This is a genomic window from Mycobacterium sp. DL (assembly GCF_039729195.1).
Taxonomy (GTDB): domain Bacteria; phylum Actinomycetota; class Actinomycetes; order Mycobacteriales; family Mycobacteriaceae; genus Mycobacterium; species Mycobacterium hippocampi_A.
The window spans coordinates 537,989-555,216 of record NZ_CP155796.1; the positions used below are offsets into that span (position 1 = coordinate 537,989).

A 17,228-nucleotide genomic window follows, 5' to 3' on the forward strand; every position below is an offset into this window, starting at 1 on the left:
ATATTGACGTGGGGGGCAGCACAGTACGCTACGCCCGAAACGGTGATGTGCGACTGGCGTACCGCGTGTTCGGTGATTCCGGTCCGGTGGTCGTCTGGACACCGGGCTGGGTGGTCAACGACGTCGACAACATCGACGAGCCGGACAGTCCGTACGCGCGACTGGTCAATCGACTCGCGGAAGAGATGACATTGGTCATCTGGGATCGACGCGGCACCGGGCTGTCGGACCCCGCCGACCATGTCCTCACGGTGGAGGAGCGGGTGACCGACCTCGTGGCCGTGGTTGATGCGATCGGTGAGGAACGCCCCTCGTTGTCCGGAACCGGCGACGGTGGGGCGCTCGCGATCATGTTCGCCGCAATGTATCCCGACAGGATTCACCGACTTCTCCTGTACGGCACCGCTGCACGCTTTTCGCTGCACCTGCCGGACCACCCCTGGGGATTCACCTCTGAGCAGATCGCGGCGCAACTCGAGGAGATCGACCAGAGATGGGGCGACGGAGCGTTGGCGGACCTGTTTCACAACGAAGCCTCCGAAATCGCCGGTGTGCGTGAAGGCTTCGGGAAGCGCCAGCGGTCGATCGCGAGCCCGACGATGGCGAGGCTGTGGTGGCAGGCATTCGTCGACGTCGACGTGCGCGCGGTGTTGGGCACGATCCAGGCGCCGACGTTGGTCCTCGCTCGCCCGGGCGATCGGCTGGTACCCATTGAAGCCACCGCGGCACTGGGGGCGGCGATTCCCCACGCTCAGTTCCGGCAGCTTGCGCGCGGTCCTCACAATTCGTTCGACATCATCGACGAGCTCACTGATGAGGTACTGGCGTTCCTTTGCGGCGGCAAGGGGTCACCGGCCGACGAACGCGTCGTGACGACGGTGATGTTCACAGACATCGTCGGCTCCACCGAAAAACTCAGCGCACGCGGCGATGCGCGGTGGCGTAATCAGCTCGACGCCCACGACGAGTTGGTGGAGCGGGTGCTCTCCCGCTATGGCGGAACCCGCGCGAGTCACACCGGCGACGGTTACTTCGCGCTGCTCGACGGACCCACCAGTGCGGCGCGCTGCGCTCTCGAACTCGTGCCCGAGCTCGCCACCCGTGGCATCCTGATCCGGGTCGGAATCCACACCGGTGAATGCGAACGCCGCGGCAGCGAGTGGAGCGGACTGGCGGTGCACACCGGGGCGCGTATCGGCGCGATGGCAGGCGCGGGCGAAATCCTCGCCAGCCGCACCGTGCGCGACCTGTCGGCGGGATCGGCACTGACGTTCGAATGCCTTGGTCTACAGCACTTCAAAGGGCTTCCGGAGCAGATCGAGGTGTACCGGGTGACGCAGGACGGTTAGCTGTCGGCGTCGCGAGCAGCGCCGCGATGCCCGTCGTGAGCGGCACCGACAGTGCCAGCGCGATACCGCCAACTGCCGAACGAGCGACCTCGATAGCCACGCTTTCGCTGGTCAGCACGTCACCGAGCGAGCGATTCGCGACGCTGAACAGCAGCAGCAGCGGCAACGCGCTGCCCGCATACGCCAGCACCAGCGTGTAGACGGTGCTGGCGATGTGGTCGCGACCCACCCGCATGGCCCCGACGAACACCTCGCGGCGTGACGTGCCGTCACCGACCGCGGCCAACTCGAACGCCGTCGAAGCCTGCGTGACGGTCACATCGTTGAGCACACCGAGCGAACCGATGATGAACCCGGCCAGCAGCAGGCCGGTGATCGAGACATTGCCCAGATAGGCGGCGACCTCGTTGTTCTGGTCTTCGGACAGCCCGGTGAGATGCGCGAATTCGATTGCCCCCCAGGACAGGAAGGCCGCCAGCAACAGCGAGGCCAGTGTCCCGAGCAGGGCCGCGCTGGTCCGCAGGCTCACACCGTGGGCGAGGTAGATGACCGCGTAGAGGATCGCGGAGGAGGCCACCACCGCGACCGGAACGGCGGGTGCGCCGTCGCGGAGCGCCGGCAGCAGGAACACCACCAGCACCCCGAAGGCGATCACGATGCCGACGAGAGCACGTAGACCCCGCCAACGCGCCACCGCGACGATCACGACAGCGAACACCACCGCCAGTGCGGCCAACGGCCACGACCGCTCGAAATCGTAGAACGCGTACGTGGTGGTGCCGCCGTCGCCGACAGTCCGGCTGAGCCGGACGTCGTCGCCCACGGCGAGACTGGGTTGGCCGGGGCCACCGCTGAACTCGATCAGCGTGTTCGCACCTGCGTTGGGTCCGGAGTCGATGGCCACCAGGTTCTGCACGCAGGGGGGTGCGCCTTGCCCCTGGGCGGGTAGCGGATCGTCGGTGAGCACCGCGCCGGACGACGGGCTACCGCACGGCGCCGAACTGCTGGACAGCACGTGGCCGGCCTCCGTGGTGACCGCATTCCCAGCCGCATTCTGAAACGGGAGCGGAATGTCGGCTTTCTGCCCGCTGGGCCACAGTAGCGCCGCGCCGATCAGTGTCGCCACGCCGCAGGCGATCAGGAGTCCGACGACGATCTTGGCGGCCAGTGGCCCGAGCGGCGACGGGCCGCTCAGCGAATGGGAGTGCGAATGTGAGTGGGCCACCCCGACAGGGTAGGGGTAGCGGCTGTCAGACGATCACTGCCGGTAGCTGACGAGGAAGTTGCCCAGACGTTCGATCGCGTTGGACAGATCACGGGCCCATGGCAGCGTCACGATCCGCAGGTGATCCGGTGTCGGCCAGTTGAAGCCGGTGCCCTGGGTCACCAGGATCTTCTCCTGCAGCAGCAGGTCGAGGACGAGTTGCTCGTCGTCGGCGATGTCGTAGACCTCGGGGTCCAATCGGGGGAACGCATACAGCGCGCCTTGGGGTTTCACGCACGATACCCCGGGGATCTCGTTGAGCTGCGTCCACGCCACATCGCGCTGCTCCAACAGTCGGCCGCCGGGCAGCACCAGGTCGTCGATGCTCTGATGGCCGCCCAGCGCAACCTGAATTGCATGCTGCGCAGGCACATTCGGGCACAGCCGCATGTTGGCCAGCAGGCTGATGCCTTCGATGAAGCTCGTGGCGTGTTCCTTGGGGCCGGTGATGACCAGCCAGCCCGAGCGGTAACCTGCGACGCGATAGGCCTTGGACAGGCCATTGAACGTCAGCGTCAGCACATCCGGCGCCACGCTCGCCATCGCGATGTGCTCGGCTTCGTCGTAGAGGATCTTGTCGTAGATCTCGTCGGCGAGCAGCATCAATTCGTGCTTGCGCGCCAACTCGGCGATCTGGGTCAGCACCTCTCGGGGATACACCGCACCGGTCGGGTTGTTCGGGTTGATCACGACGATCGCCTTGGTGCGGTCGGTGATCTTGGATTCCAGATCGGCGATGTCGGGCTGCCAGCCCTGGGTCTCGTCGCACAGGTAGTGCACGGGGGTGCCGCCCGCCAACGACGTCGACGCCGTCCACAACGGGTAGTCCGGAGCGGGGATGAGGACCTGATCGCCGTTGTCCAGCAGCGCCTGCAGCGTCATCGTGATCAGCTCGGAGACGCCGTTGCCCAGATACACGTCGTCGATGTCGAAGCGCGGGAACCCGTCGACGAGCTCATAGCGGGTGAACACGGCGCGGCGCGCGCTGACGATGCCCTTGGAATCGGAGTAGCCCTGCGCGTACGGCAGCGCCGAGATGATGTCGCGCATGATCACGTCGGGTGCTTCGAAACCGAACGGCGCCGGGTTGCCGATGTTGAGCTTGAGGATCCGGTGTCCCTCGGCTTCGAGGCGCGACGCATGCTCGTGTACAGGTCCGCGGATCTCGTACAGGACGTCCTGCAGCTTGCTCGACTGCGTGAACGTGCGCGGCCGGCCGTGCTGGCCGGTTGCGTGCCACGGCAACTGATGGGTGCTCACATCGAGAAGTCTCCCACGGTTGTCCACGTGTTTTCCGGCGCAGGCCGGGTCAAGCGCGACCGGTCCGCGTTCTGAGCGCGCCCAGTTCAGTCCTCTGCTCCCCTGTTGCCGTCCCTTCCGGGCTGGCCGGCCTGGCCGGCCGAGCCTGACTGTCCGTCGTTGCCGGCGACTCCTGGGTTTCCGGTCTTCCCGTCTCTGCCGTCGGCGCCTGCCGATCCGGCTGTGCCATTCGCGCCGGCCGAGCCGGTCTCGCCGGTCTGGCCGCCGGCTCCCGTCTGGCCTGCGGCGCCCCTGCCACCGAACAGTCCGCCGTCCCCGCCCTCTCCGGACGCTCCGCCCCGGCCGCCCGCGCCTCCCGCGCCCCCCGAACCGCCCTGTCCTGCAGCGCCGCCCTCGCCCCCCGAACCGCCCTGCCCGGCAGCACCGCCCTGACCGGCCGCGCCGCCCTTGCCGCCGGCGCCGGCCGCGCCCCCGGGCCCTGCCGCACCCCCCTGGCCACCTGCACCGCCGGTCGCCGGCCCGATGATGGTCTCCGCGTTGCCGCCGTCGCCGCCGTTGCCACCGTTGCCGCCGGCCGCGCCGTTGCCGCCTCGTCCGCCGTTTCCGCCGATGCCTCCGGTGCCGCCGTCGCCGCCATCCCCGGCGGTGCCGCCCTCGCCGCCGTCACCGCCCGCACCGCCGTTCCCACCGGCGCCGCCGTTCCCACCGATCCCGCCGCTGCCGCCGGCGCCTCCGCGGCCGAAGAACCAGCTGCCGTGACCGCCCTTGCCGCCGGCACCTGCGGCGGTGCCGGCCTTACCCCGACCACCGGCGGTACCGTCGGTTCCGGCGAGCCCGGCCGTGCCCGCGTCGCCGTTGCCCCCGGCGCTGCCCGTGGGCCCGGCCTGGCCGTCGCCTCCAGACTGGCCCGCTGCGCCCGCACCACCGTTTCCACCCCCTCCGCCGGCGCCGCCGTTCGCGGCTCCGTAGGCGACGGCAGCATCACCGCCCCGGCCGCCGTTGCCGCCGTTGCCGCCGGTGGTGCCGTTGCCACCGAAGCCTCCGTTCCCGGCGGTCTGACTACCCGCGGCGGCACCCAGATCGTCAGCGCCGCGACCCCCGTTACCGCCCGGGTTGCCGTCTTTGCCGTTCAAACCGCTCTCGAACCCTTCACCCTCGAAACCGTCGCCGCCGTCCTCACCCGGCGTCCCGATCGGGTTGATGCCATTGGCCCCGTCGGCGCCGGCCGCCCCCACCCCGCCGCTGGAACCGTCTCGGCCGTCGGCGCCGTTGTCACCACGGGCTCCGTCCTGGCCGTCGTCGCCGGAAGTGCCTGTGCTGCCGGCGATCCCGTTGCCGCCGTTACCGCCGGCGCCGCCGTTGCCGAGCAGGATTCCCGCATGTCCGCCGTTGCCCCCGACAGCACCGGCCCCGCCGTTGCCGCCCGCGCCGCCGTTGCCGAGCAGAAGCCCGCCGTGCCCACCGTTGCCGCCGTCCACGCCGGCAGCGAGCCCGTCACCACCGCGGCCACCATTGCCCCAGAGGCCGGCGTTACCGCCCTTTCCCCCGTTCGCACCGGCGCCACCGTTGCCGATGAGGATCCCGCCGGGACGGCCGTTGCAGGCGTCGCCGGCGCAGTCGGCTGCCGCGTCCGCTCCGTTGCCGATGAAGAACCCGAAGACACCTTCGAGGACGGTGACGATCGGCTCCGCCGACGGCGCCGCGCCCGCCGCACGTCCGAAGGCAGACCCGGATTCCCGTTGGCGATCGGACGGTTGCAGGACCAACAGCCGGGCCAGCGGAGATGCGGACTCGAAGACCGGCTCAGGCGAACCATCGCGAACACTGATCCGCTCGGTAGCGGCCACGGGCCCGCCGACAAGCGACGACGCAGAGGTCTCGGCGACGGCACGCTCGGAGGCCGCGCCCGACGCGCTGCCGGGCAGCTGGATCGTCACACCTTCGGTTGGCCGGATCGCGCTGTCCGCGAAGGTCACTGGTGCGGTCGACGCTGCGGGGGCGACGTCGACGGCTCGCGCAGCGATCGCGGACCCGGCTGGCGCCGACACGACCGTGGGATCGGGTGCCCGCAGGACCACCAGTTCTGCTCCGGCGATCACCACGCCAGTCACCGCGAGCGGCACGACAGCAAGGCGCAGACCACGCCCGATTGATGCATCATTATGTGCAGACACCGTTTCCCCCTACGCAAGCTTTGGCTGGTCGCCGTGGTTTGTGCATAAGGAACCACACCGTGGATTCGGGTCGCGTCGTCCGAATTGATGATCTTTTGGCGAAGCAGCGCCGGAAGGGGGGAGACGGGGATGGTCTCGATGGCCACGTTCTCTCATTTGGTCTCGTTGATCTATGCCGCATCGCTGACCCCGGCGAAGTGGGGCGAGGCGATCAGCGAGATCCACTCGACGCTCGCCCATTCGACAACCGGAACCGGGACCGTCCGCTCCACCGCGCTGTCGGTCACCGACGGGGCGCAGCGGACAGTCGTCGGGCACCTGCTTCCGGACGCGGAGAAACCCTACGACGAGTACTACGGCCGCATCGACCATGTGCTTCACACGGTCGAGCAGGGGGCTGTCGGCGTCCTGCGCACCGGTGAGGAGCTGCTGTCCACCCGAAAGACAACCGAATTCCACAACGACTGGATCCGCCCGAACGACATCGAGGCCGGCCTGTTCGTGCGGTTGACGCGGGGCGACCGAACGGCGAGCCTCGTCGTCGCCGGATCGCAGCGCAGACATCCCTTCGCCACCGACGATCGACGGCAACTCGTCAGCGCTCTCGTTCCCCACCTGCAGCAGGCGATCGACACACAGAGTCACATCGCCGTTCTGTCCGAGCGAGGCGCCCACCTCGCGGGCGCCGTCGACCGTCTGCCCCACGGCGTGGTGGTCCTCACCACGGACCGTTTGGTGGTGGAAGCGAACTCGGTCGCCGACGATCTTCTCGCGCAGCATGACGGGCTCGCGATCCGAGGTGGCACGTTGGTTGCGTCGGCGCCCAGAGCCCAACGCACCCTGGCTCGCCTGATCGATCAGGCGCTGGCGCACGGATTGCGCAGCGGCGGCTCTTTGACCTGTGAACGGCCTTCAGGCCGCCGAAGCTTCGTGGTGCACGTGGTTCCGCTCGACGCGACGGCCACCGATATCAAGAGCCGGCCTCTGGCGATGGTGCTGATCATCGATCCGACGCGCGAATCCCGGCCCGCTGCAGACGTTTTGCGGCAGCTGTACGGGATGAGCAGAGCGGAGGCAGCTGTCGCTTGCCTTGCCCTTCACGGTCAGGGGGTCCCTGCGATCAGTGAGCAGCTGATCCTGTCCTCGACCACGGTTCGCACGCACCTGCGAGCGATCTTCAGCAAGACGGGCACACACCGGCAGGCTGAACTCGTTCGCCTGCTCTCGACCGTCATCCCGCAGTGATCTCAGGCATACACGGCGGGTGCGGTCGGCTATTTCCTGCCCGGCCGACGCGCACCCTTGGCGATGCCAAGGCCTTTCACCGGTGGTTCGTCGCCGACGATGCGGGCCTCGCCGTTGCCTGAACCGTTGGTCGGCGTCGCGGGTTCAGGCGCGGCGTCTGGTTCGGCTTCCGCGGTCGGCTCGGGCTCGGGCTGCGGTTCGGCCTTGGGTGCGGCCGCAGGCGCCTTTCTGGCGCCGGGTCGCCGCGCACCCGGGGCGATTCCGAGGCCCTTGACCTCAGGCTCGGGTTTGGGCTCAAGCCCCATATCGGAGTCCGCGGTGTCCGCGGATTCCGTTCCCGCCTTTGCCTGATCCGGATCCGCGCCCGGCGGCTGCACAACCGTGCCCGCGTCCTCGTTGGGCGCCGCCTTCTGAGCCGGGGCCTTCTTCGCGCCCGGCCGGCGTGCGCCGGCGGCGATTCCGAGACCCTTGACCTCCGGCTCCGGCGCGGCGGGCGCACTGGGCGCCTCGGCCTCAGCCTCGGCCGGCGCGGAGGGTGCGGCGGCGGCAGGTGCCGCTGCGGTCTTCTTCGCGCCTGGGCGCTTGGCGCCGCCGGCGATTCCGAGACCCTTGACCTCCGGCTCGGCCTTGGCCGGGGCCGACTCGGTTACCGCGTCCGCCGCAGGTGCGGCCGCGGTCTTCTTGGCGCCGGGGCGTTTTGCGCCGCCGGCGATTCCGAGGCCCTTCGGTGCGGCCGCGGCCGGTGTGTCGCCACCCCCGGTGTCCGCTGCGGCTTTCTTGGCACCGGGGCGCTTGGCGGCTCCCGCGATCCCCAGACCGGTGACGGGCTTGGTCTCGGTGGCGGTGCTGGCCTCGACCTTCGCGGGTGCGGCAGCCTCCTCTTCGGCTTCCTCTGCCACGGCAGGAGCCTTCGCGGGCGCCTCGGCCGCGACGCGTGCCGCACGCTCCTCGGCTTCCTTTGCGGCCGTTCCCTTTTCGGGCAATGCGAAGTTGCCCTTGTCCAACGAACCCAGCAGCAGCTGGGCCACGTCGAGCACCTCGGGCTTCTCCACGTCCCGGTTCGCTGCGACGTCGTCGACACCGTCGGTCATCATCACGCGGCAGAACGGGCAGCCGGTCGCGATCGCCGACGCCCCGGTGTCCACCGCTTCCTCTGAGCGTTCGACGTTGACGCGCTTGCCGATGTGCTCTTCCATCCACATCCGGGCGCCGCCCGCGCCGCAGCACAGGCCGCGCTCGGCGTGACGGGGCATCTCGGTGAGCTTCGCGCCCGACGCGCCGATCAGCTCGCGCGGAGCCGAGTACTCCTTGTTGTGCCGGCCGAGATAACACGGGTCGTGATAAGTGATATCCATACCGCCGTCAGACGGTTTGACCGGAATCAGCTTCTTGTCGCGGAGTAACCGGTTCAGCAGCTGCGTGTGATGCAGCACCGTGTAGGTGCCGCCGAGCTGGGGGTATTCCCGGCCGAGGGTGTTGAAGCAGTGCGGGCAGGTGACGACGACCTTGCGGTCCACCCGCTCGACGCCCTCGAACAGCCCGTTGAGCGTTTCGACGTTCTGTGCGGCGAGCTGCTGGAACAGGAACTCGTTGCCCGAGCGGCGGGCCGAGTCACCGTTGCAGGTCTCACCTTCACCCAGCACCAGGTACTTGACGCCCGCGGCGGCCAGCAGTTCGGCGACCGCCTTGGTGGTCTTCTTCGCCCGGTCCTCGTACGCACCGGCGCACCCGACCCAGAACAGGTACTCGTAGCCGTCGAACGATTCGACGTCCTTGCCGAAGACCGGCACATCGAAGTCGACCTCGTCGATCCAGTTGGTGCGGTCCTTCGAGTTCTGCCCCCACGGATTGCCCTTGGACTCAAGGTTTTTGAACAGCACACCGAGTTCGCCCGGGAACTCCGACTCCATCATCACCTGGTAGCGGCGCATGTCGACGATGTGGTCGATGTGCTCGATGTCGACGGGGCACTGCTCGACGCAGGCGCCACAGGTGGTGCACGACCACAGCACGTCGGGATCGATGACGCCACCCTCCTCGAGGGTGCCGACCAGCGGGCGGGTCGCCTGCAGGGGCGAATCGGCGGGGATGCGCTCGAAACCGGATTCCGGAACGTGCTCGTGTGAGTGTTCCTCGCTCTTCTTCTCGCCGCGCACCTCCTCGCCGAGACCGCCCTCGGGCGTGTTCTCCAGCGGCGATTCCTTGCCGTCGAGGAAGTACGGTGCCTTGGCGAACATGTGGTCGCGCAGGTTCATGATCACGAGCTTCGGGGACAGCGGCTTGCCGGTGTTCCACGCCGGGCACTGCGACTGACAACGCCCGCACTCGGTGCAGGTGGTCATGTCGAGGAAGCCCTTCCAGGTGAAGTCCTCGATCTTTCCGCGACCCAGCACCGCATCCTCGGCGGGATCCTCGAAGTCCACGATCTCGCCCTTGGACTCGACGGGCAGCAGGGGGCCCAATCCGTTGGGCATCCGCTTGAACGTGACGTTGATCGGCGCCAGACCGATGTGCAGGTGCTTGGAGTGCAGCACGATCAGCAGGAAGACCAGCATGATCGCGATGTGTGCGAGCAGCGCGAAGGTCTCGATCCACTCATTCGCCGGCTCGCCCAGCGGGTGCAGGATCCAGCCCATGGCCTGGGAGAAGAACGCGCCGTCGCCGTAGGGCAGCGCTCCGGTGTTGACCGCCGCGCCGCGCACCAGCGCGTAGGTCCAGATGACGTTGAAGATCATGAACAGGATCAGCCAGGCGCCGCCGGTGTGAGAGCCGTAGAAGCGGGAGTCGCGGCCGTGCTTCTTCGGTTCGCGGACGATGCGGATGATCGAGAACGTGATGATGCCCAGCAGCACCGCGAGGGCGAAGAAGTCCTGCAGGAAGCCGAGCGCGTCCCACCGGCCGACGAACGGGATGTGGAAGTCGTGGTCCACGAGCTGGCCGAAAGCCTCGACGTAGACAGAACCGAGGATGAAGAAGCCCCACATGGTGAAGAAGTGGGCGATACCGGCGGTGTTCCAGCGGAGTAGCCGGGTCTGGCCGAACACTTCCTCGAACTGCGTGGTGATGCGCTTCTGGAGGTTGTCCTTGCGATTGTTGGACTCGCTCATCGGCTGCCCCGACCGGATCAGCTTGGTCAGCCACACCACGCGCTTTGCGGCCAATACACCGACGACGACGATCATCAACGCGCCGACGATGATCCTGATCAACATCTGCGTTTCCACGCGCATCCTCCGGTGACGTTGTTACCCGCTGGTAACTTATGCAATGTTACCGACGGGTAACTTTAGCTGGGTGCCTGCTCATAGTTACATCCCGTCCGGAAACAGCGCTACGAAGGCTGTCCTAACTGTTTGGAGAGGCGCGAGTCGGTCAGTTCGGCGCGGAGAGCATCGCCCGCAACATCGACAGCATCTCCGAGCGCGATTCCGCACCCAGCCGGCGACGAATCCGGGCGACGTGATGCTCGACGGTTTTCGCTGAGATGAACAATTGCGCCCCGATGTCGCGATAGGGCATGCCGTTGAGCAACAGCTCGGCGACCTCCCGCTCGCGGTCGGACAGCTGGGCCGCGGCAGGCCGGCGCGCGACCACCGGAGGCGCGGCCACACCGACGCGGTCGTCGGTCGGCGCGGCGAGCGGCAGCTCAGGGTTCGCGACCGTCTGCTTGAGATCGCGGGCGAGCTGCAGCATCACCTGCGACACCCGCGGGTCAGTGGTCTGCAACGCGGCCTGGCTCGCCAATCGGGTCGCGTCCGACGTGTGACCGAACCGTGCCAGCCCCCGCGCCGCGGTGCTCACCTCGTTGACGTCGACCTGGTTGGCCAGCACCCGAAGCCAGGTCCGTCCCGCGGTGGCCAGCGCCTTTGCGAACGAGCTGTGCGCTGCCGCCGCCGACAGCGCCTGGCCGTGCGGGGCGACCGCATCCGGTGAGTTGGCCAGGATCCCGGCGTGCACGCCTGCCCAGTGCAGCGGTGTCGACCAGAGCGCCGGCTCGCCCAGACCCGACAACAGGGCGAATGCCTCGTCGATCGCGTGCTGGAGTTGGTCCACCTGCCGCATCCGTGCGGCAGCGACCCACAGTTCGCCCAGCGGCAGCAGTGCGAACAGATCGACCGAGTACTCGGCGAGCACCTCCATCGCGGAATACCAGTGTTTCTGCATGGCGCCGGTGTCACCGCTGCGCCGGGCGACGGCAGTCTGCAGCGCAGTCGCCCACAGTGCGTCCCGCCGGTGCATCGAATCCCCGTCGGTCGGGACCGTGGCGTCGGCGGCAGGCAGCTGCCCGTCCTGCATGTACGCCCAGCCCAGCAGCAGCCGGTGCCGATGAGTGACGAAGATCGCATCGGCGGGGTCGGGCTGTCCGTCGCCGCGCACGGTGCGGCCGATCACGCTGCGTGCCCGTACCGGGTCACCACCGTGCAGCGCGGCCAGGGTGACGAGGGCGGCGGGAGTGTCCGGGACGACGGACGTCTGGCCGTAGTCGGTGCCGAGGGCCCGACTCAATCGCGCGATCGCGACGGGATAGGGCTGATCGAGGGTCAGCACGAGGCCTTCGGTGATGCTGCGGGCCGCTCGCGCGGTCGACGTCGGCGGGCCGGCGGTCTGCAACTCCGAAGCCGCTCGGGCCGCCGCCGCGTCCCCGGCAGCCAGCGCGGTGATCGAGGCCGCGGCGCCGATCGCGGCATCGGGAGGCGGGCCGAGCCAGCGGAACAGGTCGTTGGCCTGGGCGGCACGTCCGTCGTGAAGGGCGATGCTCGCCGCGATCCGCACCGCGGCGGCGCGCTCGCCCGGGTCAGCCGATGTGAGTAGGTCGTCGGCGAGCCGACCTGCCGTCGCGCAGTCGCCCGTCAAGGCCAGCGCATCCGCGAGCTGCGCGCTCAGCGCGGTGGCACCGGCGTCGGCTGCGGCCCGGTAGAGGCGCGCCGCGTCGGCGGGATGGTCCCGGACCCGCTCGGCAAGGTCGGTCAGCGCCGTGGCCAATCGTTCGTCGCGCAGACCGTGCTCGGCCAAGCGCAACGCCAGATCGGCGGTCAGGGTCGACAGCTCGACCTGGGAGCACAGCACGGACACCTCGATCTCGTGATGCCTTGCGGCACCGAGGATCTGGGCGATTGAATCGTGTACGACGGGGAGGAATCCCGAAGCGTGCGACGGGTCGATCAGTCCGCTGGCGCGGGCCCGGTCGACGGCGGCGGACGCAGCCTCCGAGGGCAGCCGCAGTGCGGCGGCGACATCGTCGGGTCCCAGGGCGGGACTCAGCGACGAGATGAGGAGCGTGTCGAGGATCCGTTCGTCGAGGCGGCGGAGACGCTCGATCAGTGCGAAACGTGCGGCTTGGCGGACGGCGGTCGACCCGTCACCCGCAGCCGACAGGGCGGGCCGCAGCAGAAACGGCAATCCCGCGGTCGCCGAGATCAGCGCGCGAACCAGGTCCGGTGTCGCAGGGGTGCCGAGCATCGCTGCCGCGGCCCGACCCACCTCGACGGGCGGTAACGGCCCCAGCACAACCGCGGGGTTCTCCCGTTCGAGCGCCGTGGTGAGGCGGCTGAGCGCCGGGTGATGCGCCAACGGTTGGCAGCCGATGACGACGGTGGCGGCCGGGTCGGCGACGACGAGTTCGGTGAGCCGGTCGAGGTCATCGCTGCTGAGAAGGTGCGCGTCGTCGACGACGATCGCGGCGGTGCCAGCGTCGCCGCGTCCCGGCGGCTGGGAGAGCACCGCCCGACCGGCATCTCGGAACGACGCGCGCATCGCGGCCAGCACCGTCGACTTGCCGGTGCCGATGCCACCGGTCACGAGCAATCTGGCCGGCGCACCGGGATCGGCGTCGACGGAAGCGATGGCCTCTCGGGAGGCCGCAGCGAGATCCGCCGGCCGAAGCAGCGCCGGACTCATCATCGCCGCAGATCAGGCGCCGTCGTCGGGAACGAGCGTCGGCGTCACCGGGTCGGGCGGATCGATCGTGGTCGGATCCGGTGGATCGACGGTGGTCGGATCCGGTGGCGGGGCCGTTGTGGTCGGCGGCGCCGTGGTCGTCGGCCGGGTGGTCGTCGGCCGAGTCGTGGTCGTGGTGGGCGCCGTCGTGGTGGTCGTTGTGGTTGTGGTCGTCGTCGTCGGCTGTGTGGTCGTGGTGGTGGGTGCCGTCGTGGTCGTGGTGGGTGGCGGAGGTGGCGGCTGGCTGACGGTGGTGGTGGCCACACCGTCGGGACCGACGGTGACCGTGGTGACCGGGGGTGGCAGCACGGGTGGAACGTCCTCGGCCGGAGTCGTGGTTGCGGTCTCGGTGACCGGGGTCGAGTCGCCGTCCGAGCCGGTCAGCGTCACCGCGAGGCCGCCCACCGCCAGCAGTGCCGCGGCAGCGGCAGCGGCGAACAGTAGAGGGGGCCTTTTGTACCAGGGCAGCGGAGCGGGTTCGTCGTCATATCCGTCGTCTCCGGGGGAGAACGCCACCGCAGGCCGGGCCGCCGTCGCTCCCGCTCCGGCGTAGGAAGCCGGGGAGGTGTAGTCGGCCCCGGTGTAGGGCAGCGGATCCCCGGCCGACTCGTCATCCTGTGACCAGGCCAACGCGCGGAAGGTCGCCGACGAGGCGCCGTCGTCGGCGGATTCGCTAGCGGCCAGTCCCGCCGCACCCGCGGCCCACGCTGCCGGCCCCATCGCGGTCGGCATGTCCGAAGCGGGAGCCATCCCGGTCGGCGCATCCGCGCTGAGGCTCTGGTTGGCGACCAGCGCTGCCCCGGCGGCGACGTTGAGCTGGGACTCGGGGGTGGTGACGACGGGTGCGCGCAGTCGTTCGGACAACCGCTGAGTCACCAGCGGGATCGCGGCGCCGCCGCCGACCGTGGCCACCGCCGAGACACTGTCCGCCGGGATTCCGTTGCGCTGCAACGTGTCTTCGACGGCATTCACCAGCCCGCCGAAGGGCATCGCCATCAGCTGCTCGAGTTCGGGGCGGGTCACCCGGATGTCGGAGCGGAACCCGGGAAGCTCTGCGGCGACCACCGTCGCGGTCTCCGCGGAGAGTCGTTCCTTGGCCCGGCGGCACTCGTCACGCAGCGATGCGAGCGACTCGACGGCGGAGGTGCCCGCGGGATCGGCCTTGTTCGCGTCGGCGATCCCCGCGAGCACGTGGTTGAGAAGCGCCTGGTCCAGCGCATCCCCCGAGAACTCCGGGTAGCGGACCGTCTGGCCGATGGCGTCGAGATTCGAACCGGCGTCGGCCAGCGAGATGCTCGATCCGCTGCCGCCGAGGTCAACCAGCACGATGACACCCTGGTCGGGCAGTCCGGGCGCGGCCTGCAGCGCCGCGAGCGCAGCCGTGGAATCGGGGATCAGCGCGGCGGGCACACCGTTGGGTGCCAGGCTCGGCCGGGTGCGCAGCGCGCCGCGCAGTGCGCCGACGGCTCCCGGCCCCCAGTGGGCGGGCACGGCGATGGCAACGGGCGAACCGCCGTCGACCGCCCGCGCCATCGCGTCGAGGGCTTCTGCGAGCACCTGCTCGCCGCGGTGGGCGGTGCCGTCCGCGGCGACCAGCGGAACCGGGTCGCCGACGCGTTCGACGAAACCGCTCAGGACCAGGCCCGGCTCGGTGAGATTCGGGTTCTCCCCAGGTGCTCCGACCTCGGGGGCGCGGTTGTTGAAGACGGTGAGGATCGATCGCCGCATCACCGGTGGGCGACCGACGCGGGCCGCGACCAGATGGGTCATCCCGATCGACAACCCGAGTGGTTCAGTCATGATGGCGTGTCTCCTGTCCTGGCCGGTCCCCACCTTAGCGGCTGGTCCTGCCAGGTCCGCGGATTTCCCCTAGTGGCGTCGATCCCCTAACGGCCGGTCCCCTAATGGTCTCTGTCCGGCGCTGGGCTTCGCACCGATCCGGTGCGCGCTCGGGGTGGATAGCATCGTGACAAGCCCGACGACGGCGGTATGACATGGAGAACAACCGAGAAAGGTGGGGGGATGGCCAACTCGCTTCTCGACTTCGTCATGGCGCTGGTGCGGGATCCCGATGCCGCCGCACGGTACGCCGCGGACCCTGCGCAGGCTCTGGCGGAGGCCGACTTGACGGACGTGACCAGCGCTGACGTCCAGAACCTGATCCCTGTGGTGGCGGAATCGCTGTCCATAGCCGCTCCGTCGCCGGGCCTGGATGCCTTCGAGGACTTCGGCGCCGATGGGGCAGGCAACGTCTGGACCAGTGGCGCGGCCACGGCGGCTTTCGACGCGTTCGACCACGTGCCCGAGGTCGTGGGCGTCGACGTCATCGACGCACCCGTCGTGGTGACCGACATCCTCGACCAGACGGATCTGGGTGTGGGTGCGCCGACGGGCACCGATCTGATCGACCCGGACGAATCGCTGCAGCTCGACGTGCCGGTGCTCGAAGAAACCGTGACCGAACCCGGTTTCGCCGAGGACTGGGCGCAGCCGGTCGCCGACCCCCATGCCGGTGATCCCACCCCCGGGTTCGACATCTTCGACTGACCGGCAAGCCGGCCCTACCCGCGCGGATCTGACGATCCGCGCGGGTTTTGTCGTTTGAGCTGCAAAAACGCCCACTTCCCCCAGCTCCCCGGACAATCCCCTAATCCCCTAATGGGGACGCGTGGACATCCCTAGTCGGGGTTGCTCGGGGATGGGACTGGACCCCGTTTGCGGGAGGTCCCCAACTCCATAACGTGGTCTACAGATCGCCGGGGTGCCCGGCGAGAGACCTCTCCCCGACACCCGGGAAGACCACGAAAGGAAGTTCCATGACAACCCTCATCGACTTCATCCTCGACCTGTTCCGCAGCCCCGCCGCGGCGACCTCCTTCGTCCTCGACCCCGATGGCGCGCTGCGTGACGCGGGTCTGCCGAACGTGACCGCCGCGCAGCTGGCATCGGTGGCCGCCACGGCCGCGCCTGCCGGCTATGCGCTCGGTGGCGGCGACCCGGTCCTCGGCCTGCAGCGTGCGGTGGCCGACCACCACCAGCTGGCCGCCAACATCGCGTCGCCCTTCTCACCGCAGACGTCGTTCGCTCCGTCGACGGAGTTCGCCAGCCGGAACGACACCGACCTGCTGAGCGGCAACAACGTCCCGGTCGCCAGCCCCGATCAGGCGGCCGGCGCCAACGCCCAGAATGGCGCATTCAACCTGGGCTTCGGCGACATCACCCTCGGCGACAAGACCAGCAACACCGCCACCGACGGTGGTGTGGTGGTGGGCGGTGACAACGACGGCGACATCGTCAGCGGTGACGGCGCCGCCCTCGGCGACGGCAACACCATGAACAACGGTGACATCCTGGCCGGCTCCGGCTCCAATGTTGTTGTCGGCAAGGACAACGAGGTCGAGGACAACTCGCAGACCGCGGGTGACGACCTCATCACCGACAACGACGCGCCGGTGCTCAACGATGTCGACACCAGCGGCGGCAGCGGCGGCGGTGCGGCCGGCGGCGACAGCCTGATCGGCATCGGCAGCGGCAACGCGTCCGGTGGTGACGGCGGCAGCGGCGGCGGGATCATCATCACCGACACCGATGTGAACTCCGGAACCCAGATCGACGGCAACGTCGGCAGCGACAACGTCGAGGACAATTCCGTCAACACCTCGGTGCAGACGGAGACCTCGACTTCGACCGAGAGCTCGATCGAGGACAACTCGTCGAACTTCGAGTCCAACGTCGGGTCGGGCAACGAGACCGCGATCGGGTCCGGCAACGAGACCAACACGGATCTGTTCTCCGGCAACGAGACCTCCACGGACCTGTTCTCGGACAACGTGACCGGAATCGACACCGACCTCGCTTCCAACAACACCACCGACACCGATCTGGACGCCTTCTGAGTGACCGCGACCAGATGACGACACTGGCGGGGACCGTGATGGTCCCCGCCAGTGGCGCGCGCATACCGTTGAACCACTGAACAGCAGCCGCCGGACAAGAGGG

10 protein-coding genes are annotated in these 17,228 nt (G+C 69.0%); 4 read left to right on the forward strand and 6 right to left on the reverse strand.

Translation table 11 applies throughout. The features are described 5' to 3' along the window. Window positions 1–8: 8 nt before the first annotated feature. On the forward strand, window positions 9–1,349 hold the full coding sequence (locus ABDC78_RS02570; RefSeq protein ID WP_178359560.1) for an adenylate/guanylate cyclase domain-containing protein: 1,341 nt from the start codon (window positions 9–11) through the stop codon (window positions 1,347–1,349). On the opposite strand, the gene ABDC78_RS02575 is transcribed toward ABDC78_RS02570, so the two are convergent. From ABDC78_RS02575 to ABDC78_RS02585, 3 genes are read right to left on the reverse strand one after another with little or no spacing between them, the layout of a single operon-like run. Continuing rightward, complete coding sequence (locus ABDC78_RS02575) at window positions 1,297–2,574, reverse strand: YibE/F family protein (RefSeq protein ID WP_178359561.1); 1,278 nt, start codon at window positions 2,572–2,574, stop codon at window positions 1,297–1,299. The genes ABDC78_RS02570 and ABDC78_RS02575 overlap by 53 nt on opposite strands. A gap of 33 nt (window positions 2,575–2,607) precedes the next feature. After that, window positions 2,608–3,900 carry a pyridoxal phosphate-dependent aminotransferase gene (locus ABDC78_RS02580; protein ID WP_178359589.1) on the reverse strand — a complete coding sequence of 431 codons (1,293 nt, stop codon included), beginning with the start codon at window positions 3,898–3,900 and terminating at the stop codon, window positions 2,608–2,610. A 59-nt stretch (window positions 3,901–3,959) separates the two neighbouring features. Further along, window positions 3,960–5,975: a PGRS repeat-containing protein gene (locus ABDC78_RS02585; protein WP_347133306.1), complete on the reverse strand. Its 2,016-nt coding sequence runs from the start codon at window positions 5,973–5,975 to the stop codon at window positions 3,960–3,962. 210 nt (window positions 5,976–6,185) lie between these two features. Here ABDC78_RS02585 and ABDC78_RS02590 point away from each other — a divergent pair, with 210 nt between their 5' ends. Further along, window positions 6,186–7,292: a helix-turn-helix transcriptional regulator gene (locus ABDC78_RS02590; RefSeq protein ID WP_178361207.1), complete on the forward strand. Its 1,107-nt coding sequence runs from the start codon at window positions 6,186–6,188 to the stop codon at window positions 7,290–7,292. A 29-nt stretch (window positions 7,293–7,321) separates the two neighbouring features. Here ABDC78_RS02590 and ABDC78_RS02595 read toward each other — a convergent pair whose 3' ends face one another. From ABDC78_RS02595 to ABDC78_RS02605, 3 genes are all read right to left on the reverse strand, one after another. Then, entirely contained in the window at window positions 7,322–10,516 is a 3,195-nt protein-coding gene (locus ABDC78_RS02595) for a (Fe-S)-binding protein (RefSeq protein WP_178361208.1), read from the reverse strand. Between the two features lie 148 nt (window positions 10,517–10,664). Next, the gene (gene iniR / locus ABDC78_RS02600) at window positions 10,665–13,193 is read right to left on the reverse strand and encodes an isoniazid response ATPase/transcriptional regulator IniR (protein WP_178361209.1); all 2,529 of its coding nucleotides are present in this window, start codon (window positions 13,191–13,193) and stop codon (window positions 10,665–10,667) included. A gap of 9 nt (window positions 13,194–13,202) precedes the next feature. Further along, on the reverse strand, window positions 13,203–15,029 hold the full coding sequence (locus ABDC78_RS02605; protein ID WP_178361210.1) for an Hsp70 family protein: 1,827 nt from the start codon (window positions 15,027–15,029) through the stop codon (window positions 13,203–13,205). A 222-nt stretch (window positions 15,030–15,251) separates the two neighbouring features. Between ABDC78_RS02605 and ABDC78_RS02610 the strand changes: the two genes are divergently transcribed. Both ABDC78_RS02610 and ABDC78_RS02615 read left to right on the forward strand, forming a co-directional pair. Beyond that, window positions 15,252–15,776: an IniB N-terminal domain-containing protein gene (locus ABDC78_RS02610; RefSeq protein ID WP_178361211.1), complete on the forward strand. Its 525-nt coding sequence runs from the start codon at window positions 15,252–15,254 to the stop codon at window positions 15,774–15,776. A 269-nt stretch (window positions 15,777–16,045) separates the two neighbouring features. Beyond that, a complete protein-coding gene (locus tag ABDC78_RS02615) occupies window positions 16,046–17,125 on the forward strand; it encodes an IniB N-terminal domain-containing protein (RefSeq protein ID WP_178361212.1) in 1,080 nt (359 codons plus the stop codon). Window positions 17,126–17,228: the final 103 nt, after the last annotated feature.